The sequence below is a fragment of the Actinomadura fulvescens genome, from assembly GCF_039533225.1.
Lineage (GTDB): Bacteria > Actinomycetota > Actinomycetes > Streptosporangiales > Streptosporangiaceae > Spirillospora > Spirillospora fulvescens.
Window position 1 is genome coordinate 203120 of the sequence record NZ_BAAATD010000013.1, and the last position, 23551, is coordinate 226670.

Genomic DNA, 23551 nt, shown 5'->3' on the forward strand with positions numbered 1-23551 from the left:
AGCGCTGATTGAACCGCAGCTGCTCGCAAGCTGCCTGCCCGAGGCGGTGCCTTAATGAATGAACAGGACATGTGGCGTATCGCCAGGGTCGCGCTGACCGCCGTCGGCGAACACGGCTACATGCTGGCGGGCAGCTTGGCCTTGCGTGCGCACGGCGTAACTGGTCGCCCCATGGGCGATATTGACCTGTTCGCTCTGCCCGGCAGCGATGGCGCCACCGCACACGCTGAGCTGACAGCCGCTCTCACCGGCGCCGGGTACCAGGTGCAGACCTCGATGTACTCAGACGGCGGCCGCGCTGCCAACCTTGACGTTCACGACCCCCGCCAGCCGGCGATGGCACCCGTCCAGATCCAGTTGGCCCAAGTGATGATGGATTTCGAGCCGCAACATATCGATGGTTTGCCGGTTATGGCGATTGGCGACTGCATCCATCTCAAAGGCGAGGCTCTGCGCACGCTCGCCATGGCTAAGGATTTCCTCGACCTGTACTACCTGAACCTGGCCTACGGTGCCGACTTCGTCGATGAGCACCTGGGAGCAAACACCGCCGCGGACGCCTACAGCCTGCGTCTGATGCTGTCCGAGGTGGGCGACATTCCGGATGAAAGCTTCGCGCTATACCAGCTGACGCCCGCCGACGCGGCCGATCTCCGCCACCACGTCCTGGATTGGGCGAACGACATCCTGCCCGACATCGAGAACCATCTCAAAGTGAGCAGTAAGGGCCCTGCGGCAGGGCTCCATGCTCTTGATCAAGACCAGGCGGTGCAGGCGTGGGAACGCATCGCAGCCAACCAACCCCTGTCCCTCAACACCGACTATGAGATCGCGAGAGAACTTGTTGAAGCCGCCGAAGGGATCACCGGGTCCGCCAAGTCGGCCTCGGCCAAGAAGCTTGCCGAGGCGGCGACCGCTTGGGCACTGCGGCTACGCGAGGAGATCCAGCGGCGCATGCGCCTATCCAGCGACGACCGGGCCGCAGAGGTCGCCGTCCGCCGAGAATACAAGGGCCTTGGTCTCGGCGAGCAGGAACCGACGCAGGCCTCTGTTCTGGCCCGAGTGACCGCAGTGCCCACCCCCCATCAGGATCCGTATACGCCCGGCCAAGAGGCCTCCAACGCGGAAGTGAAGCCGCAAGCTCCCGACCACTGGAGGCTGTGACGCAATGAGCGCACAGGCCAGAATCCACGGGCAGTCCCCCCCGATCGCACGTCTGCGCCAAGGCCGTGGGACACACGTCGACAAGATCCACCAAGCCGTTGTTTCTCAGCAACTCGCCCCAGACATCGCTCACGGCCCGGCCGATCTGCGGCTGGCCTCCCGGCGTGCCGCCACGACTGCTCCTCGCGGGCGTCCTCGCCTAGCGCATTGCGAGGTAACCACAGCCCACGAGGATGCGATCCTCAAGCCAGATGTTCCGACCCTGCCAGAGCGCCGGGACGCCTCGAGGTACCCGTCACGCCCGTTCTGGGAGCAGCGCCGCCTGCGACGCCGCCGCGCTAGGCGGCGATCCGATGGCTGAGGAGGACAAGTGGCGCATCGCCAGGATCGCTCTGGACACGATCGGTTCCCGGCACGGCTATGTCCTTGCTGGCGGCCTGGCGCTGCACGCGCACGGCGTGACCGACCGGCCCGTCCATGACATTGACCTGTTCGCGCTCCCCGGCGCCGATGGAACCGCCGCCCACGTTGAAGTCGTATCCGCTCTCACCGAAGCCGGGTACGACGTTCAGACGTTGAGAACCACGCCGAATGGCAGCGAAGTACACCTACAAGTTCGCGATCCGCATCAGCCGGAAGGCGTGGAGCTCCAGCTTGTGCAGATCATGATGGACTTCGAACCAAGCCACATCGGCGGCTACCCGGTGATGGCGATCGAAGACTGCATCCACTCCAAAGGTGAAGCTCTGCGCACTCGGCTGAGCGCTAAGGACTTCGTCGACCTGCATTTCCTCGACCTCACCTACGGAGTGAACTTCGTTGATGCCCACCTGGGCACGGCGAGGAACCTCGACGACGACCTCTCACTGAGTCTGATGCTCTCCCAGGTCGGTGACATCCCCGACGAGAGCTTCGCGCGGTACAACCTGCCACCCGACGACGCTGCATATCTGCGCTACAACATCCTCGCCTGGGCGAGCGATCTGGTCCCCCCTCATCACAATGAGCTGCAGGTGAGCAACACGGGCCCGGCAGTGGGCACTCAGGCTCTCGACCTCGAACAGGCGACGCAGGCCTGGGAACGAATCGCGGCCAACGAGCCGGTCTCGCTCCTTACCGACTACGAGCTGACCGCGAGGTTCGTCAGCGCCAGCGCCGACGCCGACATAGCCGCCGAAATCGGGCACGTGACGTCTGAGGAGGTTGAGGCAACTGGCCCGAGGTCTGCTCTCGCCGATGCCTTCCAGAAGCACGTCGACCGGGCGACCGCCCAGGAGTACCAACTGCACGACGAGATCTACCGCCGGCTAACCCAGCCTGGTGACGACAGAGCCGCAGAGGTCGCCGTCCGCCGTGCGATCAAGGGCCTGCACGCCAACCATCAAGCCCTGACACAGGATGCCGTCCTGAGCCGAGTCACAGCAGCGCCCAGCCAGGGCCATAACTCGTCCGTTCTCGGTGAGGAGGCATCGAAGCCGGCCAAGGCCTTGGAGCCTCCGTCCTCCGACTCCTGGGGGCTGTAGAGCAATGAGCACGCATGCAAGGCACCTTTTGCCTGGGTCGAAACCCTCGGTGATCGCGAGGGTCGAGGTGCAAACGCAGCTGCTGCGCAACGATGCTGCCACGAGGGCAGCCAGCCAGGCTGCCAGCGTGTCGACGGCTCGCAGGATGTGCTGCATAGCGGCTCCGAATGACGTACATCTATATGTACAGCTTTTGCTAGCCTCGATGGCATGGAGGTTCGTCCCGTGCTGACCGTGGCCAATGCCCGTATCCAGCTGCCCAAGGTGCTGAAGACGTTCCGGGAGAAGGGAGCCACGGCCGAGCCTGTCATCGTGGGCGCCCATCGCGTCCCCGAAGCGGTCTTCATGTCCTTCGCCCTGTTCCAACAGGTCGCTTCGGCCTCCCCGCCGCTTCAGGTGCTGACCGTGGGCGTGGCACGTGATCAGCTGTCCAAGATCTTGATGACCTTCCGGGAACTGAGCGATGCCGCGGACCCCGTCGCGGTGGGCGCGGGCCGGCGGGGCAAGCCGCCAGAGCCCGAAGGGGTGCTGGTCTCCTTTGAGCGGTACACGGACCTGGCCGACGCCGTCGACGAGGTCCTGTCCGCCCCGGAGCTGAAGGAACGGCTGACTCGTTTGCAGGCCAAGAACAGCCTGCCGGCAATCACGATCGAGCAGCTGGCCGCAAGAATCGGCATCGATCTGCCAGAGGACCTAGAGGGGAGAGGGGAGGCCGACAGCTGAGGTGGCCAGGAAGAACGATGATCAGTTCACGCTGCTCGCCGACGACGAGGTCTTCCAGCATCTTCTCGACCTGCCCGACGAACGCCTGCAGCGCATCGCGCTCCTTCGGCTCGACCGACTGGTGCAGGGGGTGGAGCGAGGTCGTGAACTGCACCGGCTCCCAGGTGGTCTCCGGCAGGTCTTCTTCGACATCCAAGGTCAGCCGGGTCGGTACCGCATCTTCTACAAAGAGCTGCCTCCGCCTCAGGCGGGTGAACTGCCCCTGTTGCAGGTGGTGGCGATCGGGCCGCGCAAGGCTCTGGAAGCCTACCTCCGCGCCACTGAGCCACGTGGCCGACCGAAGCACTTCGAGACCGCTGAGCTGGACCCCCTGCAGGAGGCAGACCGCTTGGACCGGCAGGCAGCACGCGAGCTTAGTATCGCCGAGAAACTGGAGCGGCAGGCGGAGACCCAACAAGGCGCCGTTGATCGCGACCAAGGCCCCGCAGTATTGACGTGGCAGGCGCTGGGCGACGTCACGGCTCGAACGATTGCTCGTGCCCGTGCCGCGGACCAGGCGGTCATCAGCATATTGCGTACGGCAGCCAAGGAGCATCGGGAGGCCGCTGAGCGGCATAGCGCCGCCGCGCGCGGCCTGAGGACCGGCAACGCACAACGGACCGCGCATGCTCCAGTGCAGCAGGACAGGCAGGTGGAGAACACGCAAGAGCCTTACGACGCCACGTCCCATGTCCACGACCCCCCGCCCGGACCCTCACAAACCATGTGAAGTCGGCGAACCATGCGCCGCCTGTCATCTCCAAGAACACAGCGCAGCTAGGAGTCATCGTGAGCATCCCTTTGTCGCCGGAAACTCTCGCCCGTGCCCGGCAGGCTCAGCTCGACCAGGTCGCCAAAGCCGTGGACGAGGGACGTCTGGCGCCCGACATCGCCCAGGCCATGACCGATCCACATACCTCGCGCTGGATCGCCGCACACGGCTTCGCGGTCGTTGACCGGTGGGAGGACCTGCGCGGTCCGGCCACCGGCACCCTCGACGTCTCCACCGGCCTGCAGCGCGGTGAAATACCGGCTCAGCTGCCGCTCGACGACAAGCGCCTGGTGCGGGAGGTGTATCGCGCGGCCCTGGCCAGCGCCGACGCCGACCTGCAGATCCAGGTTCTCAACCCGGATCTGCTCATCGGCATGTGGCGGCCCGGCCTCACCGAACCCTCGATCATGCGCGTCTGGGAGCAGCGCTTCCCCCAACTACCACGCACCGGAAACTGAGCAGTGGACGAGCGGCAAAAGTGGCGGCTCGCACGACTCGCCCTGGACACCATCGGCCCCACGCACGGCTACATGCTCGGCGGCAGCATGGCCCTGCGCGCCCACGGCATCACCGACCGACCCATCGACGACATCAACCTGTTCACCCTGCCCTACAACGACGGCGCCGCGGCCCGCATTGAGTTGATCGACGCCATTGAGGATGAGGGCTTTCGGGTGGGGGCGATCGGCCTCCAGCCCTCGAACGAGCATGTCTCCCACCTCGCTGTCGTCGACCCTCAGCAACGGCAGGCCGGCCCGGTCATGATCTCGCTGACAGAGATGGTCATGCGATACCACCCCGCCGATATCGACGGCCTACCGGTGATGGCGGTGGAAGATTGCGTTCAAGGCAAGGCTGAGGTCATCGGCGTGCGAACGGAGGCTCGGGACTTCGTCGACCTGCACCATATGGACATGGCCCTGGGCGCGGGCTTCGTTGACGAGCAGGTCGAAGCCCTGATCGAGACGAGGCAGGATGCGACGCACTTTGTCTTGAAACTGCGCGAGGTCGCCGAACTTCCCGGCGACAGCTTCGCCCAGTACGGCTTGACGCCCTACCAGACCGCCGAGCTGCGGCACAGCTTCCTGGCATGGGCAGATTCGATCTCGCCTGGGTTCGCCAATCCGTTGCCCATGAGCAGCGAAGGAGCGGCAGCGGGACTGCATGCCGTCGAACCCGAACAGGCGACAGCGGCCTGGGCACGGATCCTCGACCACCACCCAGCGTCGATGCTCAGCGACTATGAAGTGTGGAGCGGAGTTACGCGCGCTGAAGAATATGCCGACGCGGCCACTACTGCGGCTGAGGACGCCGAGGCGGCTGCCGCCTCGCCCGCGTTCGCTGACGATGTTCTCGCCGACCTGACCGCCGTGCGGCTTCGCGACCATGCCGAGTCGGCGATCAATGAGCTTTTCACCCTGCGCGCTGAGCTGAACCGGCGGGAGGACCTGTCGGTACCCGACCGAGAAGCGGAGGTCGTGGTACGGCGCACCATCAAAGGCCTTGCCGACGCCGGCGCCAGCGCAATCGAGCAAGAGGCAGTGACCGAACGCGTGACGGCACCTGCACCTCACCAGACCCAATCTCCGCCCTTCCAGCAAGACGCCTATGCGCCACCAACCCCGGATGCCCCGCCGGACGACGCGTCCTGGTCGTTGTAGGGGCCTGGGCATCGGTCCGCTCCGCGCGGCAGGTGTCATCGAGAACAGTCCACAAGGAGGAAACCGTGAGCATCCCTTTGTCGCCGGAAACTCTCGCCCGTGCCCGGCAGGCTCAGCTCGACCAGGTCGCCAAAGCCGTGGACGAGGGACGTCTGGCGCCCGACATCGCCCAGGCCATGACCGATCCACATACCTCGCGCTGGATCGCCGCACACGGCTTCGCGGTCGTTGACCGGTGGGAGGACCTGCGGGGTCCGGCCACCGGCACCCTCGACGTCTCCACCGGCCTGCAGCGCGGTGAAATACCGGCTCAGCTGCCGCTCGACGACAAGCGCCTGGTGCGGGAGGTGTATCGCGCGGCCCTGGCCAGCGCCGACGCCGACCTGCAGATCCAGGTTCTCAACCCGGATCTGCTCATCGGCATGTGGCGGCCCGGCCTCACCGAACCCTCGATCATGCGCGTCTGGGAGCAGCGCTTCCCCCAACTACCACGCACCGGAAACTGAGCAGTGGACGAGCGGCAAAAGTGGCGGCTCGCACGACTCGCCCTGGACACCATCGGCCCCACGCACGGCTACATGCTCGGCGGCAGCATGGCCCTGCGCGCCCACGGCATCACCGACCGACCCATCGACGACATCGATCTGTTCACCTTGCCCGACAACGACGGCATCACCGCTCGCGCTGAGCTGGTTGAAGCACTTGCGGAGGAGGGCTATCAGGTGGTGGAAACCGTCACGCATCCCCTGTCTGAGCATTCGGCCGCCTTGACTGTCGTCGACACTCGCGATCGGCAGGCCGGCCCGGTCGGCATCGCGCTGGTACCGAAGATGATGGGCTACGAACCGGCCGAAGTCGACGGCCTTCCGGTGATGGCGGTGGAGGACTGTGTTCAAGGCAAGGTCGAAGCTATGGGGCAGCGATCGGAAGCCAAGGACTTCATTGACCTGCACCACATGTATTTGACCCTGGGACCAGAGTTCGTCGACCAGCATGGCGGGGCCCTTGCGACGGTTGGGGAGGCGGCGGTCTTCCGTCTGAAGCTTGGCGAGGCCGCCGATCTTCCCGACGAGAGCTTCGCCCGATATGGCCTGACCCCGCACCAGACCGCTGAACTACGACACGACCTGCTGGCGCGGGCTGAGTCGATCATGCCTGAAGCCGGCCATGCGCTGGCCATGAGCAGTACAGGTGTGGCAGCGGGCTTTCATGCCCTCGATCCCGAACAGGCAGCAGACGCTTGGGGCCGCGTCCACGCTCATAGCCCGCAGTCGCTGCACACCGACTACGAACTCTCGGATGAGTTCGTGCGCACGGGCATAGCTGCTCAGGGGGCGTTGGCTGCGGCCGAGGAAGCAACGGCGGTCGCCGACGCGGCAGGGCCCGGGGACTCCGTTGATGTTGAACACATGGCTGCCTTCCTTCGTGAGCAGGCAGAGGGCCGCGTCACGGAGGTATTGAGACTGCGTGAGGAGATGACCCGGCGGCTGGAGTTGCCGGTACCCGACCGAGAGGCCGAAGTCGCTGTACGGCGCGCCATCCGAGGCCTGTCGGACGCCGGCTCGACCAGCATCACACCGGCGGCAGTGACCGCACGCGTCACCGCACTCCCATCCCATCAAAAGCACTTCCCGCCCTTGCAGCAGGCTCCGCCCTTCCAGCAGGCTCCGCCCTTCCAGCAGGCTCCGCCCTTCCAGCAGAAGCCCTACGCTCCGCCAGCGGCGGAGGTGACTGCCGATGACACCTCATGGTCGCTGTAGCGCATCACAACGGCGGTCGGCTCGACACATCATCGGCACGCGAAGAGCGGGCTTCGCGAGCAGGTCGTGTCGGAGACGCAGCGGGGGCCGTGCGCTCGCCATCCAGGACCGAACCGCTGGCGGGTCCGGAGCCACGAAGAATAAGTCTGTACACATAGGCGTACAGGTTAACTATCATTGCTCTATGAAGGTTCGTCCTGTGTTGACAGTCCGTGAGGCCCGTGTAGCACTGCCAGCAGTGTTGCAGACGTTCCGCACGCTGGGCGCTGCGGCAACGCCGATCGTCGTCGGTGCCCAACGCCGACCTGAGGGAGTGTTGATGTCGGCCGCGTTGTTCGAGCTCGCCGCCGAGGATGTGAACATGCCGACCTTGGACGTCACTCAGGCGCGCAAGGGCCTGTCTTCCGCACTGCACTCATTCCGCATGGAAGGTGCTGAAGCATCCCCGGTCGCCATTGGCGCTCACGCCGGACGCGGCAACCGAAAGCCAGAAGGAGTTCTGCTATCGATCGAGCAGTACGCCCTGATCGCCGATGAAGTGGATCGAGTCCTGACCGGATTCGAGGTTGCCTCACGGCTAGCAGCCTCGGACGCCGGCGTCGGCCTAATGACGTTGACGGTGGACGAACTCGCCGAGCGCGTCGGCCTGGACCCGGGATTCTTGGACCAGGGAAGTCGAGAGTTCAGTGCCGGCTCGTTGGAGCAGGGCGATGGCCCTGGGGAGGAGCCGGTGTAACCCGTGGCCCGGAGACCGCCCCGCTTCAAATTGGTTCTGCGCAATGAGATCACCCAGGACATCAATCAGCTACCCAGCGCACGATTGAAACAGATTGTGCTCTGGCGGATTGAAAGCCTGGTCACCGATGAGGAGCGAGGTCCACCTCTCGAACGGAAGTTGGCTGACCTACGCAGGCTCTACGTTGACACAGAACCGCAACTGGCCCGCTGGCGGATCGTCTACCGATACAAGCCTCGACCCACCGGTGAAAGCCTGCCGATCGTAGAGATCGTTGCGATCGGTCCACGCAAGGATTCAGAGGTATACCGCTGGGCGGCCGAAAGACTCGGCCGAATCCAGCGCATAGAGCCAGAGATCGAGATTGATCCGGTCCTCGCTAAGGCCAAAGAGCTTGACAAGGCAGCGAACCAGGAACGGCAGGCCGCCAAATCCTGTGAACGCGATGCCCAAAGTCGGCAAGCCGCTATCGACCGCGGCAAGGGACCTGCCGTCAAGGCCATCCGCGCGCTCGGAGGAGCCAGTCCCCAAGCTCTGCAAGACGCAGAGGAGGCCGACGTCAAGGCGCTCGCCGCAGTGCGAGATAAGGCGCAGCAACACCGCAGCACTGCGCGACAGCTACGCGAGGCCGCCCGCAAGCTGCGCGAGGACCACGCCGTTGAGCAGGCGACCACGCCCTCTAGCGAACACAATCAAAGCCAAGAACAACACCAGGAACCCTACGATCCGCTGCCAGGGACGGACGACCTTCCCGGACCATCCAGAAGCCTGTAGGGGTACGTTCCAGTCCGTTCTGCCTCATGGAGACCTCATGATCAAGGTCAGTATCCGCCGACGCCGCTCTACTGTCGGACTGCGTCCGCCAGAGTCGCATCTCGGCTCGCTGCTGGTGACTGCGCCGCCTGTTCGGCCCTTCAAAGTCGTTCAGCCGCCGCCCTCGTCCTATCTCAAGCTGCCAGCTTTCCCCACTCATCTCAGGGCGGCGGCCCGCCCTTGGTGGGAAACGGCACTGCTAGTCACGGCCAGAGTCATGCTCTGGGCCCTGGTCGTCGTAGGCGTCGTGGGCGTGATCGTAGTGCTGGTTGCCGCTAGGGCCATGCTCGCGATCATGAGTTCTAGGGGGCCACAGCGGTGATGGGCACGACACTGCCGGTGGCCATCAGACGTGCCTACGACGCCGAGATGGCCGGCGACAGAGACCGCCCTTACGTCCACTACGTCCGTGAGGCCATTGCCGCGGGCCGGTACGCCTGGACCTCATACAGCAAGGAGATCGTCGCCGAGAGTCGCGGATGGTGTCGCTGGCGACGACACCAGTGGCGCGGGGCCAAGGTACGGCTGAGAATCAGCGCGCGGACGTCGCTGAGCTTACCGGTCAGCTACGGCGCGGAGGGTCGACCGTGCCTGGAGGCCGACGCCGGGAACGCGGGTGGAGCTGGCGCCGCTTCGGCTGGTCGGCGTCGGCCAGGACGACGGCTGACGGGGCCACCGAGCGGATGCCGATGCGGTGGATCGGCCCCGCGCGGACCGCGCCGCGAGCGGTGGAACCGTTGCCTGGCAGCCTGGGTTCGGCGCCGTGGACCACACCGAGCTCGCCCAGGCGATGGACGATGATCCGGGAAGCGGTCCTCTATTGTGTCGCCGATCACCGGGACCCAGCAGCGGAAGGGGTGCTGAGGGACCGCCTAGCCCGCCTTCACAGAGCGACCGCCGTGCGCATGAGTCTGACCGCGCCCTCGACAGAAGCTCGCAGAACGAAGTGAAGGGAGAAGCCATGATCCCCAGGCCAGAAAGTCCGCAGTGGACGGCGGAAGACTCGGCTAGATACGTCAGTGCGAGCGAGTTGCTCGGAGCGCTCGTCGCAGCCTGTTCGTCCCGCCTAAGCCAGGCTGAGGAAGCGGACGTTGCTGGGGTCTTGGAAGTCAAAGAACGGTTCGTTCAGGAACGGCGGGAACTTACGGTTCTCGACCAAGAGCGTTGCAGGCAGATCCTTGCCGATTATCCGGCCGTCCTTGCGCAGCTGAGGACGGGGTCTCTTCCGTGACCCACGAGGAACTGACCCCCCTCGAGAACGCAAGGATCTTCCGTGACGAGATCTGGCCCGCGGTTGCAGGCCCCGGCGCGTCCCTCGCCTCCGGACCCGCGCAGAGACGTGAGGGCGAGCCACCCCCCAGGGCAACGTGGATCATTGCCCCACCAGCTCATCTGAAGTCGACGTTGCAGAGCACGATGACGGCTCAAGCATCCGTGGACGCCGACACCTTTGCGGCACACCACCCCGCGTACGAGACCTTGGCCTTGGAGGACGACCGCTCAGCGCAATTCAAGATATCGGGCGACCTTGCGCGTTGGTACGACTTGAGCATCTTGTATGCGATGCAACAGAAGTTGGACCTGGTGGTGAGTGGCTGGCATGCCGAGGCATCACTCCAGATGATGAGCGATGGGTGGGAAACTGAGGCAATCTTCATCGCTGGTGACGAAGCCATATGTAACTTGCGACGACTGAAACGATATACGGAGGAACGAGAGATCATTGGCTATGGTAGGTGGGTTCCACTGCAGGACTACAGCGACTTCTACCATGCCGACGATGGCTGGACAATAGATGATATCTATCGCAACCGGCTGGTGAATCGCATAACGGTACTCGACCGCACCCTGCAACCTGTGCACACCAATCCCTTGAACGCTGACGACCCCTGGGACCAGGAAGTATCACCTCGGAGTATCGTGGAGCAATTGCGCCGGGAACCGTGGTCCGCGGCCGAGTTCAATGAGGCATATGAACTGATCGACTATCTCCTCTACGAACTCGCCGATGACCTGCTTCCTGAGCTCCAGCAAGCGATCCGTACTGCGAAAGCCACCCAGCAGCGGACCGTGGACCGGTTCGCGGCGGAAGCGGCCAAGCGGATAGCGACGGTCGAGCGGGGCGAGGGCCCTGCCGTTCGCGCGCTGGGGCCCCAAGCCCATCCTGACCTTGTGGCGCAAGCTCAGCAGGCTGACGAGCAGGCGATCGCCGAACTCCAGGCCCGGACGGAAACCTACAGAGAGGAAGCTCGCACCTTGGACAGACTGGAATCGGAACTGGGCATCGCGCTGTTTGGGCGGCCGCCGGAGCGCAGCGAGAACAGCGCCTACCGGCCGCCCGGCGAGTTCTCACTGGAGGAGTGGCATCGCAGCTACACACAGAGCATCTGAAAATGAGCGTCCTCGCACGTCCTTGACCTCGGCTTGCGCTCACGCGAGACCGACCTCGCCGGCGCAGCGCAGGCTGGTCGAGCGCCGCCGTACAGCTGCAGCTAGCGTCCCGGCAGCCGACGGCGGTACGGCTCAGCCCGAGAGATCGTGCTCGATCCTGGGATTTGCCGGCGGCCTCTTCATGCCAACCAGTGACTTTTCACCCTCACCCGGATGGGCCTGAACGCCTCGAGACCGGTGGGCCTACGCGCGGCAGGCGGTATCCGAGGCCGCCGCCGCGCTGGCCGACGTCCCCGAACCCGCCACCGACGATCCGCACTTCGGCAACTGGACGATCCGGATCGCGGTCCAGTACACCGAGGGCGACGAGGCGCAGGTGTATACCGTCGAGGGCCACCACTGCCGTGGCGGCGGCCGGCTGACGCCCGACCGCGCCCTGGTCGCGCTCACCGACGCCGCGTGCGGCGACACCCGAGGACGACCTGGTCGCCGCAGTCGGCGCCGCGTTCCCTGGCGCTACGGTCACCATCGACTACGCTCCGTTCCCGCTCCCCGACCCCAAGAACGCGCTGCTCACCGTGCGCCAGAACCTGAGCTGCCAGGAGTGCTGGACTGGGATCACCGCTCCCATGTCCGCCTGCCCCAACTGCAACTGCGGCGATCCCGCACCCGCCACGCGCGACGCCCTCATCAAGGCCAACTCCCACCCACTGCCCGAACCTCACACCCACTGCTAACCCGCCCCGACGGTCGGTGAATCTCCGGTCGGCAGTGGAAAGCTCTTTTCATTCCCGACAGTGATCAATTTGGACGGGCATCTGATGGTTCTGACGCACGAGCTGGGTGGCGGGGTGATGCGGCCCAGATCCCTTCTGGCGTTGGGGTCAATTACCATGCCCGAATCCTTTACGATGTAGATCTTTAAGGTGTAAGGTGGCTCCAGACAGTCTCCACGAAGTCGATGCATCCGTCGCATTCGGTTCCCAAGGCTGTACCGTTCCCAGGTGCCCCCCGGACCCCCGGTCTCTGCGGTAACCGAAAGTGAACGTCCACCACGTTGCCTGCCGCATCCCCCCGGCATGCCCGATCAAGGCGATGGCAGGCTCCATACAGGCGAGTTGGAACGCATCGCGTGGCGGCAGTGGACTCCAGATACCCCCGCACCCAGCTCGCCGCTAGTCGAGGTTGTCCGAAGCCTGGCTGCGCTGCCAGCGTCGATTAAGCAGGCGCTGGCCGACGGCCTCTATGGGATCTGGATCGGGCCTGGCAGCGTTTGTGATCTCGACGCCATGGGTCATCTGCGGGGTCTTGCCCTGCCCAGCGGTCGTGGCCGCTGGGAGGACTGTGGCGGGGCCTACGTGTCCAAATCGATCTTGCTGGGCGACCGGCCCACGCCGACGCCTGATGTGGCCTTGCACGAGGTGGGCCACGCCCTGGACGACCTCCATGGACCGCCAAGGGGGCTGATCTCTGATCAGCCGCTGTGGCGGGCGATCTACGAGACGTGCCTGCCTTACCTGACTGAGGACCTGCACCGAGCACCAGCGCCCTTGGGCTCATGTGAGTTCTTCGCTGACTCATTGGCGGCGTGCGCCAAGCCCGCTACCGTGGAGTTGTCCGATTGGCTTGGCGGCGACCGGGTATTGATCAACTTGGTGGCCTCATTTCACCGCGCTACGTTCGGCATCGGCAGGAGGTGACATCGTCGTGACACCGGTAGTGCTGCTACCCGACGGGCGCTTGCGCGTTCCCCGCGCCGAGCACGATCCCCGAGTGGGCGGCATCGCCCACACCAGCGTGGAGATCGGGCCGGACCATCCGGACTACCCGCGGCTCCGCCCCAGCGCGGTGCCCGAGGCCGAACTCGTGCGCCGCAGAGAGTCCCGAGCTGCCGAACAGGCCGAGCTCGATCGGTACTTGAGCGAGCACGAAGCTGAGGGCGACGCGATGCTCCAGCTCCTCCAGCTGCAGCTCACGCATCGGCCGGCCAGCTGACAGACTCGGTATCAGGCTCAAAACCGGGGCCGGAATTCTGATCTTCCTGTCCGAGGATCACCTGCTGTCTCTACTTGACGCCAACCCCGCTACAGCTCTGAGCGCTACCCAGCTCCCGAGCACATGAACAACGCAGGGGCCAGTATGAACCGGTGATCGTCGACTTGCCTTCACACATTTGGGCTCACCACAGTTGACCTGCTCCTACAGGTGGCCCTGAGTGCCTGACGCTGTCGGGGATCTTGAAGAAACCCAGGCAGAATGGGCGGCCGCCTCGCCTCTCCGTCTCTGCCTCATTTTGTTGATCTGCCTGTTCAGCAGGCTTGAGGGCTCTTTGGACGCGTCAGGTTCTGGATCTTGCAACGGCCTTGCGAACGCTTCTTGTGAGTGTGATGAGGCGGAAGAGGTCGGAGACGTATGAGGTGTCCAGGAAGGCGGGCGGTTCTCTCCGTTACCGTTCCGGCGCGAATCGTCACATGTGGCGGTGTCTAGTGGAACGGTGGTCTCATCCCTGACCCGGAGGTGACCAGATGTGCATCCGCCCCCGTTCTGGCGCAAAGATCCCGGAACTCACCGCTCGTGTTGCCCGCGCCAGCAACCCCAACGGCACCACCGCGATGTGCATCCGCGACCACTTGGACGGGCTATGGCGGGATGAGGATTTCGTCGCGTGGTACCCCAGGGACGGCAAGCCGGGACTCTCGCCGGCGCAACTCGCCACCGTGTGTGTCCTGCAGTTCCTCCTGGAATTGTCTGACCGGCAAGCCGCCGAGGCCGTGCGCTGCCGCATAGACTTCAAGTACGCCCTTGCAATGGAGCTGGACGATCCCGGCTTCCACCACAGTGTCTTGGCCGACTTCCGCGAACGCCTGGCCGAGGATGGACGTGTCGACCAGTTGCTGCACCTCGCCCTAGAGCGGATCAAAGCCCACGGCCTGATCGCCGAACGCGGCGCCAGCAGCGAACCGACTCCACCCACATACTGGCTGCGGTCCGGGATCTGACCCGGCTCGAACTGGTCACCGAAGCCATGCGCGCCGCCCTGGAGGAACTCGCCCGCCGAGCCGCACCGCAGAAGCTCATCGGGCTGGTCACCGAGGACTGGGGTCGACGCTACGGACGCGCCGCCCGGCTCGGCAAGAACCCCACTCGCCCCAGGACCCGCATCAAAGACACCGGTGAGGACGCCAACCTGCTGCTGCGCTACGTCCGCATCCGAATGCCCGAACTGTGGGACGGTCCGCAGATACAAGCCCTGCGGCAGATCTTCCTCCAGAACTACTGGATCGACAGCCGCGACCGGGTCCAATGGCGCGTCCCTGGCGAAGCCGGTCTACCGCCCTCCTCGATCGCCATCGTTTCGCCCTACGACCTGACCGCCCGCTACGCCCGACGCGCAGGAACACGCTGGCGCGGCTACCTGGCGCATGTCACCGAAACCTGCGACGAGGGCACCGTCAGGATCATCACCGACGTCACCACAACTCGGGCCACGGTCAACGACAGCCGGTCACTCCCAGAGATCCATACTCGGCTGAAGCAACGGGGCCTGCTGCCCTCTGAGCACTTGGTCGACGGCGGCTACACCTCCGTCGAACTGCGTGACCGCGCCGCCCGAGACCACCAGGTCGACCTGGTTGGACCGGTCAAGGCCAAGGCCACCCGACGATCCCGCAAGGGCAACGTGTTCACCCGCGACGCCTTCACCATCGACTGGGACCACCAGAAAGTGACCTGCCCCCAGGGCAACACCAGCCCGACGTGGCTGACCTCGCCCTCGCTCGCTCCCTACGTCCAGGTCAACTTCTCCAAGCGAGACTGCCGCGATTGCCCGATCAAGACCCAGTGCACCCGAAGCGCGGCCCGGCTACTGACCTTTCTTCCTCACGACCTGCACGAACTCCAGACCGCAGCCCGAGCCGAACAGCAGACCCGAGAGTGGAAGATGCGCTACGCCAAGCGCGCCGGGATCGAGAGCACCATCAGCGAGTTCGTCCAGGGCCACGGCATGCGGCAGTGTCGATACCGCAGCCAAGACAAAGCCCACGTTCAGCACGTCCTGACTGCCATCGCAGTGAACATCGAGCGCATCAACGTCCAGCTGACGTCCGCCCCGGAGCGCCATCCGCGACCTCCGACGGCCCTCCAGGGCTTCCTGGACTGGCAGTACATCCCACGCCAGCGATCGTGGCGCGCAACCGGCTGATCCACCCGCAACCGCCTAACGAACAGCCGTTTCACGAACCCTGCATTCGGGTCTCTCGCAACGCCTGAGCGTTGTGATCGCCTTCCCGACGTCCTCCGACGAGCGACCCCGCCACGGGCCCGAACAAGATCCCCGACAGCGTCAGGCACTCATTGCCGCGGCTACTCGCCGCGCAGCAGCGCAGCCATACCCGCCAGCACACCACCGGCAAGAGGCCCATCACCATGCCCCCGCTGGTGGCATCACCCCACCCGAAGATCGCTCATGTGAGGCTCAGGATGGGAACCCGTTCTCACCACAGTTCGGCTAGTCCGGCGTCCAATACTGGTCGCGCGCGTCCTTGAGCCGTCGAGCGTCCAACTCAGCTCGACGTACATAGTCTGCGATCCGCTGATCGGTTTCAGCCGCCGTCTCGTCGGTGACCCGGTTGAGGTCCCGTTCGACGGAACGGCGCTCACGCCCAAGCTCCGCCTCATAGGATTCCCAGTCCCGTTTGAACTCTTGCTCCCACCGATCGCGGTCATACGGTCTGGGACTCCGCACGTACCGGGGGCGGCGGTTATCCCCGGGCGGGCGTTGGTCGATGGCGTCGGCCAGCTCCCGCATGTCGATGTACTGGGCCAAGACCGCTATCAGCTCGTATCCATCGCACTCCTGCAGAGCGTCGTGCAGAGCAGAGCGCACCATTTCCAGATCGCGCTCCTCCCAGGCGACAAGCACCTTTTGCACGTGGATGCCCCGACGCGCCGCCTGCTTCCTCTGGACAGCGGCCTTGCGGAACCACCGCCACATTGCGACCTCCCGAGGGTGGGGTCACCGGCACCTGGATCAGTCTCTGGACACACAGGGGATTGCGCCTGAGCAAGAGCCTTCATTCTGCAACAGCGAACCTGCTGGAGGAAGGCATGTTTCCGCCCTCCGGAGATCGTCGGCGGCGGCCGACCGCTGGACCTGGCTGATCCTGGCTGCCCACGCCCAACTGCGCCTGGCGCGTGGGCTGGCCCGCGATTTGCGGCGGCCCTGGGAACGCCAGCTGCGCTCCGACCGGCTCACTCCCGCCCGCGTTCGCCGGGGGTTTCGGAACCTACGCACGAAGCTGGCTCGTCCCGCCCGTGCTCCTAAACCCTCCCGACCGGGCCCCGGACGACCTCGGGGCGTGACCAACCGCCGACGCGTCAAACAGCAGGAGGTTGGCCGGGTCCTGGCCACCGGCGAAGCCTACGCACGTCCGGCCCATCACAGGAAAGGAACCAAGCCCCGACGCCAAGCCTGAACCGGCTACCCACAGCAACAACAGGCCTATGAACACGCAGGTCAGACGTTAAATAACAAGCTGAGATCCCTGTCGGCGGCCGGCGAAGCAGACCAGCGCGAGCTCGGGACTAGAGGCTCGGCGAAGACTTCGGGCGGCCCAAAGGCGGCAGGCCCCGATCATCGGGCGTTGATCAAGATTTCATTGCCCGACGGTGATGAGCGGAAACCACTGCGATCGTTGTTGGGACTTGGCTCGTGTCCGGCAGGCCGCGATCATGGGATGCGTCCGGCTCGGGCAGATCACACTGAGGAACTCCAGTGCTTGGCGTAGGCAGCCGAGTACGCCTCCGACGTCACCACCTGCATCCGCGCCTCCGAGCGGTTCAGCTCAGGCTGGAGCGCGGCGCGCTCCGCGCGAAACTTCCTGTCGTTCGTTCGTTCGGCCGCCTCGACGGCGGCCTGTTTGGCGGGCATCGTTTGACGGAGGCCGACCTCGGCCAGCAACTGCTCGTGGGTCTGCGAATGCTCCTCAGCTCGATGCTGGAGCTGATCGGCTATCTCCCGTGCCTGGTTCGCATCGGCGATGTCGCTCAGACGAGCGGTCTCCAGCGGACGAGGCCACTCGGCCTCCGTCGTCAGCCATTCCCGATAGGTCGCCTCACGGCGATGCTCAGGGCCCGCCGCTTCCTCCAGTGCAGAACGGCGCGCATCTAGAGCGACGAGCCGGCCTGGTATCTGTTCGATGGTGTTCTCGAGGTCGGAGACCCTCGCCAACAGCCTCTGCCGCGCGTGGCCACGGAACATCGGTAGGCCGAACTTCCGCTGCCCCAGTTTGGCCTGGATGCCACGAATCTCCTCACGTGCCGCCCGTTCCTCGTCGAGAAGGTCGCGGTAACTGCTGTTCAGCGCGGTGAGCTGCCCGATGGCTTCGGCCCTGGCGTTGAGCGTCTCGTGGTGAGCCGTGACCGCGCGTACCCCAGGTCCGTTGCGAGCCAGTGCCGCCTGCATGTCGGCCTCTGCGGACTCCTTGGCTTGGCGCGCCAGGCGGCTGTAGGCAATGCCGTCGGTCTGCGACTGAGGAATGCGTTCGGCAAGTTCGCGATCGGTCAGATCTCCGAACTCGCGCAAGAACCATGGCTTGCCAGTCTCATCGCCGGTGGGGGAGGACTCCGCGGCTGGCGAAGTTCCCTTGCTGGCGCCGTCTCGGCGTGAGGCTGCTCGCGTGCCAGGTGGGTCCCCCTGCGACCGCTCGCGGTTGTCCAGATTCTTGCTGATTCGCCAGTTCACAAGGGCGGTCACCGAGGTAGCTCGGTCGAGCCGTTCGAGTTGATCTGCGGCCTGTTGCAATGCCTGGCGCGCAGGTAGGCCGTCACGTTCAGCACGCTGCAGAGTGGCCACGAGCCGGGGCCACCTCTGCTCATCGGCTAGGACCTTCTCGGCATGCGCCCCAAGCACGTCCCTCACGGCCTCAATGAAACGACCGTTGCTTCGCTCGCGGCTACGAGGGGCCTCGCTGGGCGGCGCGTCCGGAGGCGGAACCGAATGCCCTGGAGACTGGTTGTGCAACCTCTCCGCGCGGCTGTGACGCGACCACGTGTGGGTCGCGGCGAGATCCTCCCAGATTCGCCAAGTCACGAGGGCGGGAACGGATCGGGCACTCTCCAGGTCCATCAGTTGGGACACAGCATCCCGCAGCACGGTCTCCACGGGCAGGCCCTCGTGTTCCGCGCGGGCGAGCGTTGCTCCAAGCGCCGGCCACGCTGAGTCGGCCAGGACGCTGTCCGCCCGGTGCCCGAAAACGCTGCGGATCAATTCGTTGTAGCGGTCATATCGGCTGTCGCGTTCCGCCATTTCCCTCCTTCCTGCCGTCTCGTTCGATCATGCGCCCGACCGGTACCCATCGCCAAGAGGGTCACCAGGGTCCTCCGGCCCGTAGCCGCTGGGCTGGGCTTCACCAGCTGGCACTCTCGGGCCGCGATCCTGATGTGCGAACCGCGCGGGCACCCGCCGGCGTTGCTCGTCTCGCCGCTGCCGCTCGCTCAGCCGTTCCCTCAGGTCATGTTCCTCCTGCAGGACCTCAACCAGTTCCTGTGCGACCTGGACGCGCTCACGTGCCTGCAGATACTGCTGATGTGCCGTCACAGCGTCTTCCAGATCCATACGCTGGGCGAGGGCCAGGTGTCGTGGCCACACTTCATCGAGTTCGGCAAACTCGGTCCGGACCACTTCGCGGGTATGTACAGGTCCAGCGCGGCGTTCGAGCACCTCCCGGCGGATATCGAGCTCGATGATCAACCGTTCTGCGTCAGCGACGCGGGCGCGAAGCTCGCCGAGGTCTTCTGTTCGCGGACGTCGACGGCCGGTCCTCGGCTGTGCCGTAGAAACCGCGCTGCGCAGTGCGGTCAACTCCTCGAAGGCAGCGCCGTAGGCATCGTCCAGGTCCTTCAACTCAGCCATGGCGGTGATCCGGCTCTGCAGGTCGGCGTAGCGTCCTTGAACGCTGTGCGCGGCTGGCCCGTTGCCTTCTCGAACCGAGGCCATGAGTTGATCGCCATGCTGGGCAAGTGCGGTCATCTCAGCCAGCGCTTCGTCCGCGCCGAGCTTGGCCTCGGCAAGTTCGGCCGCCAACTCCTCGTCACCGAGATCTCCGAGGGGACGATCGCGCCAAGCCAGGAGGTGCTCTGCGTCGCCCGTGCCACTGTCAGATGCAGCCCTCTGCGCGCTCTCAGATTCGGCCGCGCTCCGCCCCGCTGGGTGGAGTCGGCTTCCGACGCCCGCCTCCCTATCAGGCTTCCCGCGTGCAACTTCCGAACCAAGGACCAACCGTTCCTGGATCCGCCAGGTCAGGACTGCCACAACCGCATCAACATCTGGCAGCGAACCTTCCGTTGCGGCTGTGGCCAGCAACGCCACCGGGTCATGCCCGTCACCTTCGGCCCTGCGCAGAACGGCCGCAAGGGCGGGCCAGGCTCGGTCATTGAGGACCCGCGAGATATCTCCCGGAACCAGGTCCGCAAGCAGCAAGCGAGCGATGTCTCGGTAGTCAGGGCCCCGCCACGAGGCATTCGGCCCGCTCAGTCCACCTGGCCGCCACCGCGGCTGCGCACCAACCTCCTGAAGCGGGGCGGGTGCGACCGGCTCGATCGTTTCACCAAGTTCGGTAATGATCAGCGGTTCTTCGCTGCCCCACTCCAGCGTGTCTGCGAATGCGGCGAGGACGCGGTCGAGTTCCTCAGAGGACGTGCGCGGATCACCGAGTGCCGCTCGAAGCGCCGCATCCTCGAACTCATCGCGCGGCAGGAACAGATGGACTTCGAGCTTGTCGCGGCTCAACGCCGTGTAGGCGCCGTTTGCTGCCAGACCAGGCCCGTAGACCAGGGCGTGGTCGACCGATAGTCCCTGCGCCTTGTGCACCGTCATCGCAATCCCGTGAGAGAGGCCTCCTTTCGCGATATAGGCCGCGTCGACCCACTCGCGGAACAGACTCCGGCGTCCGTCCCGGTCCTTGCCGCGCCACTCGACGAGTACACGCCGTTGCTCGTCGATCTCCACGATTACACCGCGGTAGCCGTTAAGGACGTCACTCTGTCGCTGGTTCCAACGGCTGGAGTAGTCGTTGCGACGGAGCAGGACGACGTCGCCGATGCTGAAGGCGACCGTCCCCCCGCCCGCCAGCGCGAAGACCTCCTCATGCTCGCCGATCTCTCTACACAGCCGACGAATGGCGCGGGCGGCGGTGTTGAGCTCGTCGACATCCCGGTTGCGGGACGCCAGCATCAGCACGTTGGCAATGCTGTCGTGGATGTTGCTGTAGGCGCCGCGGCGGGCGTCCCAAGCCACGAGCATGCCCGCCATGGCGCGCGCCCGGGTGGAGGCGGCGTGGACTCGGCCGTGGTCCGCCCAAAGTCGCAGCGCTTCCCGCTTCTGGTCCTGTCGCCACAGCCGTAGAGCTGCCCTCTCGATGGCGTCGCGTTGGCGGTAGTTCTCGCTGAGCACAGCGCCCCTAACGAGCTGGTGGACCGCGGCGAACGAGCCCCCGACGCCTGGGGATTGCAGCTGCTTTGGATCGCCGATGCCGACGACCTTGGTACCGGTGGCCGCAAGATGCTTGAGCACCTCGGCCAGTTGCCGGTCGTCCAGCATCGCGGCCTCATCCAGCACCAGCACGTCCACGCCGTCCAGGAAGCTTGGCTGGCCGGGTTCGGCAGGCAGGCGTCGCAGGAGGCGGGCGATGGTCATCGAGGGAATACCCGCTTCCATCCGCAGGTTCGCCGCCGCGACCGCGGCCGTGGAGGCGCCCATGACCACCTTGCCTTCGCTTTCCCAAGCGATGCGGGCGACCTCCATGATGGTGGTCTTGCCAGAGCCTGCGACCCCGATCAGGGCGTCGATCCCATGTCCCTCGCGTAGAAGTCGACAGAGCACATCGAGCTGTTCGGGAGACAGGGCGAAGTCGGGATTCTCGGCGCGCTGGCCGAGCTGGTAGACCTCGATCGCGCCATGGAAGCTGGCCTCGGAGACGATGGCTGAGCCGTCGCCGAAGCGAGCTCGCGCTTGTCTGATGATCTCCCGTTCGGCGGCGACGACATCAGTCGTGGTGTAGCGGTCCCGGTTGGACAAATGGCGCGGGCCTTTGTCGTGCAGCTTGACTGCGATGCCGCCGTAAGACAGAACCTGATCGGTGAGCTGTTCGGCCTCTTCAGCAGAGCTGACGCCGTCGCCGACGGCGTCAGCGACGGCAGCGAGCGCTTCGGCTCGGCTGAAGTCCTTCCGGTGGCTGGTCAGGCCACCGTCGTCGGCACGGAAGACCCACGCCGCAATGCCGGCGAGGTCGTCAGCGAAGCGCGGTCCAGAGATCGCCTGGTCGGCGAAGTACTCGCGGATCGGGTCTGTCGGACTCAAGGTGTGATCCAGGATCTGGTCCGGGTCTTGACCGCTCGCGCGTGCTTCTTCGCGCCAGAAATCGTGCAAGACCTGGTCGGAGGCGCTGGTGCTCTCCTCGCGTTTGGAGTTGGCCGTCTTGGCGGCTGCTGCCTTCTGCTGGTCGGTAGTGGTTTCGACGTAGGGGATGCCGAGGGCTTCGAAGAGGTGTCGAACCTCGCCGGATCGCTTGCTGAACAGCCGTACCGTCTCCTCCGGGATGCCGATGATTTCCCAGACGCCGGTGTGCTTGTTGCGCTGCCATTCGATTCCCCACCGTTCGCTGGTGAGCTTGCGGATCCGCGCTTGCATGACGGCGTCGATGGCGCGGGCGTGCCGGTGAAGGTCGCGGCCACCGGCGGCGATGGTGCTCCAGGTCCCGTCCTGCCCACGGCACATGTTGGCGAGCGTGACGTGCCCGTGGATGTGCGGGTCCCCGAACGGCGCATCACCGACGGGACGCGCCATCCGGTGGATGTTGACCCACCCCAGCAACCCAGCTGAGGAGACGCGCTGGGCGGACTTTTCGCCGCTGTGGTGGCCTCTCATGCCGTAAGCGGTGTGCCGTTCGGCGAAGCGCACGGCCTCCTTGAGCGCCGTAACGAAGACCTCCTCCACCTCGGCGGCCAACTCGTCCTGGGCAAACGCGAAGAGGATCGAGAAGGGCTTGGGTAGGGTCAGCGTCAGATCGTATCCGCGGTTGCCCACGATGATGCGGTCGCGCTCGTGCTTCAGGGCGCGATTGACGGCTCGCTTGCCATAGAGAGCGATCACATCGACGCCGGCGGCATCGGCGAGCTTGCCCACGTCGGTGAACTTGACCTTGTGGCTCTCGCCTCGCTTTCTGACCTGGTTGACCAGGCGTTTGTAGGCGTCGCGCTGGTTCTTTGAGGTGAACAGCTGCTCGGGAGGGCGGCCCTGCTCGGCGGCGCGCATGTGGATGGCCGCCAGGAGCGGCTGCCCTGGAAGCTTGGCACGAGGATCGACTGCGACCTTGGGCTTGATGAGGCGATCACCTGTGAGCGGGTCGTACCCCTTCATCAGAGCCCTGGCGACGTCGAACTGGTCCGGAGGCAGCTCGCTTCCGGGCGTGATGCCGAACGCTCGCAGCCCCTCACCGATCCACATCAGGGGCCGTTCGTTGAGATCCATCCGGTAGGCCAACTCTGGGTCCTGCTGCGCCCCTAGAGCCCTGGTGAAATCCTCGCCGTAGATGTCATGGGCCGACAGGCCGGCGGCGTTAGCCAGTCCGAGTGCGGCACCAGCAGGAATCCTGTACCGGTTGCCGCGGTGCTGTAGCTGGTAGGCGTAGTGCTCGAACCGGCCTCGTTGCACCGCGGAGCTGAACAGCGTCTCTGGAGCCACCGTGAGCTGCGTGGCCCGGGTCCGGATGGCTTCCAGCAGCGGCGCGGCTCGAACCAGGACGGCCTCGGCCTGGGAGCACCCGTGTCGCCCGGTGAGGCGGTACTCGGTCTGCTCGTCGTTCGGTCCGATCGTCGTGACCCAAGCCATCGCCTGCTTACGCCTTCTCTCCGCAGGTCAAGCCCCAGATCCGTATCATCACGAAGTGATGATACCTTGGCACTAATGAGAT

The 23551-nt window shown here is 65.3% G+C and carries 18 protein-coding genes; 15 read left to right on the forward strand and 3 right to left on the reverse strand.

What is annotated here, in order from left to right; genetic code table 11:
* Positions 1–54: 54 nt before the first annotated feature.
* The 15 genes from ABD333_RS37525 to ABD333_RS37595 all read left to right on the forward strand — a co-directional run bounded on the left by ABD333_RS37525 (position 55) and on the right by ABD333_RS37595 (position 15783).
* Positions 55–1164 (forward strand): hypothetical protein, encoded by a 1110-nt coding sequence (locus ABD333_RS37525; protein WP_344547345.1) that lies wholly within the window; start codon positions 55–57, stop codon positions 1162–1164.
* Between the two features lie 353 nt (positions 1165–1517).
* Positions 1518–2687 carry a nucleotidyl transferase AbiEii/AbiGii toxin family protein gene (locus ABD333_RS37530; RefSeq protein WP_344547346.1) on the forward strand — a complete coding sequence of 390 codons (1170 nt, stop codon included), beginning with the start codon at positions 1518–1520 and terminating at the stop codon, positions 2685–2687.
* Positions 2688–2897: 210 nt separating this feature from the next.
* Positions 2898–3410 carry a hypothetical protein gene (locus ABD333_RS37535; protein ID WP_344547347.1) on the forward strand — a complete coding sequence of 171 codons (513 nt, stop codon included), beginning with the start codon at positions 2898–2900 and terminating at the stop codon, positions 3408–3410.
* 1 nt (position 3411) lies between these two features.
* Positions 3412–4179 carry a hypothetical protein gene (locus tag ABD333_RS37540; RefSeq protein ID WP_344547349.1) on the forward strand — a complete coding sequence of 256 codons (768 nt, stop codon included), beginning with the start codon at positions 3412–3414 and terminating at the stop codon, positions 4177–4179.
* A 59-nt stretch (positions 4180–4238) separates the two neighbouring features.
* Positions 4239–4679: a hypothetical protein gene (locus tag ABD333_RS37545; RefSeq protein ID WP_344547350.1), complete on the forward strand. Its 441-nt coding sequence runs from the start codon at positions 4239–4241 to the stop codon at positions 4677–4679.
* Between the two features lie 3 nt (positions 4680–4682).
* Positions 4683–5882, forward strand: coding sequence for a nucleotidyl transferase AbiEii/AbiGii toxin family protein (locus ABD333_RS37550; RefSeq protein ID WP_344547351.1), 1200 nt, complete (start codon positions 4683–4685; stop codon positions 5880–5882).
* A gap of 65 nt (positions 5883–5947) precedes the next feature.
* Complete coding sequence (locus tag ABD333_RS37555) at positions 5948–6388, forward strand: hypothetical protein (RefSeq protein ID WP_344547350.1); 441 nt, start codon at positions 5948–5950, stop codon at positions 6386–6388.
* 3 nt (positions 6389–6391) lie between these two features.
* Positions 6392–7642: a nucleotidyl transferase AbiEii/AbiGii toxin family protein gene (locus tag ABD333_RS37560; RefSeq protein ID WP_344547352.1), complete on the forward strand. Its 1251-nt coding sequence runs from the start codon at positions 6392–6394 to the stop codon at positions 7640–7642.
* Positions 7643–7826: 184 nt separating this feature from the next.
* Positions 7827–8378, forward strand: a complete 552-nt coding sequence (locus ABD333_RS37565; RefSeq protein ID WP_344547353.1) for a hypothetical protein — start codon at positions 7827–7829, stop codon at positions 8376–8378.
* A 3-nt stretch (positions 8379–8381) separates the two neighbouring features.
* Positions 8382–9152 (forward strand): type II toxin-antitoxin system RelE family toxin, encoded by a 771-nt coding sequence (locus ABD333_RS37570; protein ID WP_344547354.1) that lies wholly within the window; start codon positions 8382–8384, stop codon positions 9150–9152.
* Positions 9153–10418: 1266 nt separating this feature from the next.
* Positions 10419–11582 carry a zeta toxin family protein gene (locus ABD333_RS37575; RefSeq protein WP_344547355.1) on the forward strand — a complete coding sequence of 388 codons (1164 nt, stop codon included), beginning with the start codon at positions 10419–10421 and terminating at the stop codon, positions 11580–11582.
* 1079 nt (positions 11583–12661) lie between these two features.
* Positions 12662–13282: a hypothetical protein gene (locus ABD333_RS37580; RefSeq protein WP_344547356.1), complete on the forward strand. Its 621-nt coding sequence runs from the start codon at positions 12662–12664 to the stop codon at positions 13280–13282.
* A gap of 7 nt (positions 13283–13289) precedes the next feature.
* On the forward strand, positions 13290–13577 hold the full coding sequence (locus ABD333_RS37585; RefSeq protein ID WP_344547357.1) for a hypothetical protein: 288 nt from the start codon (positions 13290–13292) through the stop codon (positions 13575–13577).
* Between the two features lie 530 nt (positions 13578–14107).
* A complete protein-coding gene (locus ABD333_RS37590) occupies positions 14108–14581 on the forward strand; it encodes a transposase (RefSeq protein ID WP_344547358.1) in 474 nt (157 codons plus the stop codon).
* Positions 14582–14607: 26 nt separating this feature from the next.
* Entirely contained in the window at positions 14608–15783 is a 1176-nt protein-coding gene (locus ABD333_RS37595; RefSeq protein WP_344547359.1) for a transposase, read from the forward strand.
* 306 nt (positions 15784–16089) lie between these two features.
* Here ABD333_RS37595 and ABD333_RS37600 read toward each other — a convergent pair whose 3' ends face one another.
* From ABD333_RS37600 to mobF, 3 genes are all read right to left on the reverse strand, one after another.
* A complete protein-coding gene (locus tag ABD333_RS37600; RefSeq protein ID WP_344547360.1) occupies positions 16090–16575 on the reverse strand; it encodes a hypothetical protein in 486 nt (161 codons plus the stop codon).
* A gap of 762 nt (positions 16576–17337) precedes the next feature.
* On the reverse strand, positions 17338–18888 hold the full coding sequence (locus tag ABD333_RS37605) for an AAA family ATPase (protein ID WP_344547361.1): 1551 nt from the start codon (positions 18886–18888) through the stop codon (positions 17338–17340).
* Positions 18889–18915: 27 nt separating this feature from the next.
* Positions 18916–23469, reverse strand: coding sequence for a MobF family relaxase (mobF, locus tag ABD333_RS37610; RefSeq protein WP_344547362.1), 4554 nt, complete (start codon positions 23467–23469; stop codon positions 18916–18918).
* Positions 23470–23551: the final 82 nt, after the last annotated feature.

Coding starts and splice junctions, on each gene's coding strand:
- ABD333_RS37525 (WP_344547345.1), top strand. CDS start 55: ATGAATGAACAGGACATGTGGCGTATCGCCAGGGTCGCGCTGACCGCC.
- ABD333_RS37530 (WP_344547346.1), top strand. CDS start 1,518: ATGGCTGAGGAGGACAAGTGGCGCATCGCCAGGATCGCTCTGGACACG.
- ABD333_RS37535 (WP_344547347.1), top strand. CDS start 2,898: ATGGAGGTTCGTCCCGTGCTGACCGTGGCCAATGCCCGTATCCAGCTG.
- ABD333_RS37565 (WP_344547353.1), top strand. CDS start 7,827: ATGAAGGTTCGTCCTGTGTTGACAGTCCGTGAGGCCCGTGTAGCACTG.
- ABD333_RS37580 (WP_344547356.1), top strand. CDS start 12,662: ATGCCCGATCAAGGCGATGGCAGGCTCCATACAGGCGAGTTGGAACGC.
- ABD333_RS37590 (WP_344547358.1), top strand. CDS start 14,108: ATGTGCATCCGCCCCCGTTCTGGCGCAAAGATCCCGGAACTCACCGCT.
- ABD333_RS37595 (WP_344547359.1), top strand. CDS start 14,608: ATGCGCGCCGCCCTGGAGGAACTCGCCCGCCGAGCCGCACCGCAGAAG.
- ABD333_RS37600 (WP_344547360.1), bottom strand. CDS start 16,575: ATGTGGCGGTGGTTCCGCAAGGCCGCTGTCCAGAGGAAGCAGGCGGCG.
- ABD333_RS37605 (WP_344547361.1), bottom strand. CDS start 18,888: ATGGCGGAACGCGACAGCCGATATGACCGCTACAACGAATTGATCCGC.
- mobF (WP_344547362.1), bottom strand. CDS start 23,469: ATGGCTTGGGTCACGACGATCGGACCGAACGACGAGCAGACCGAGTAC.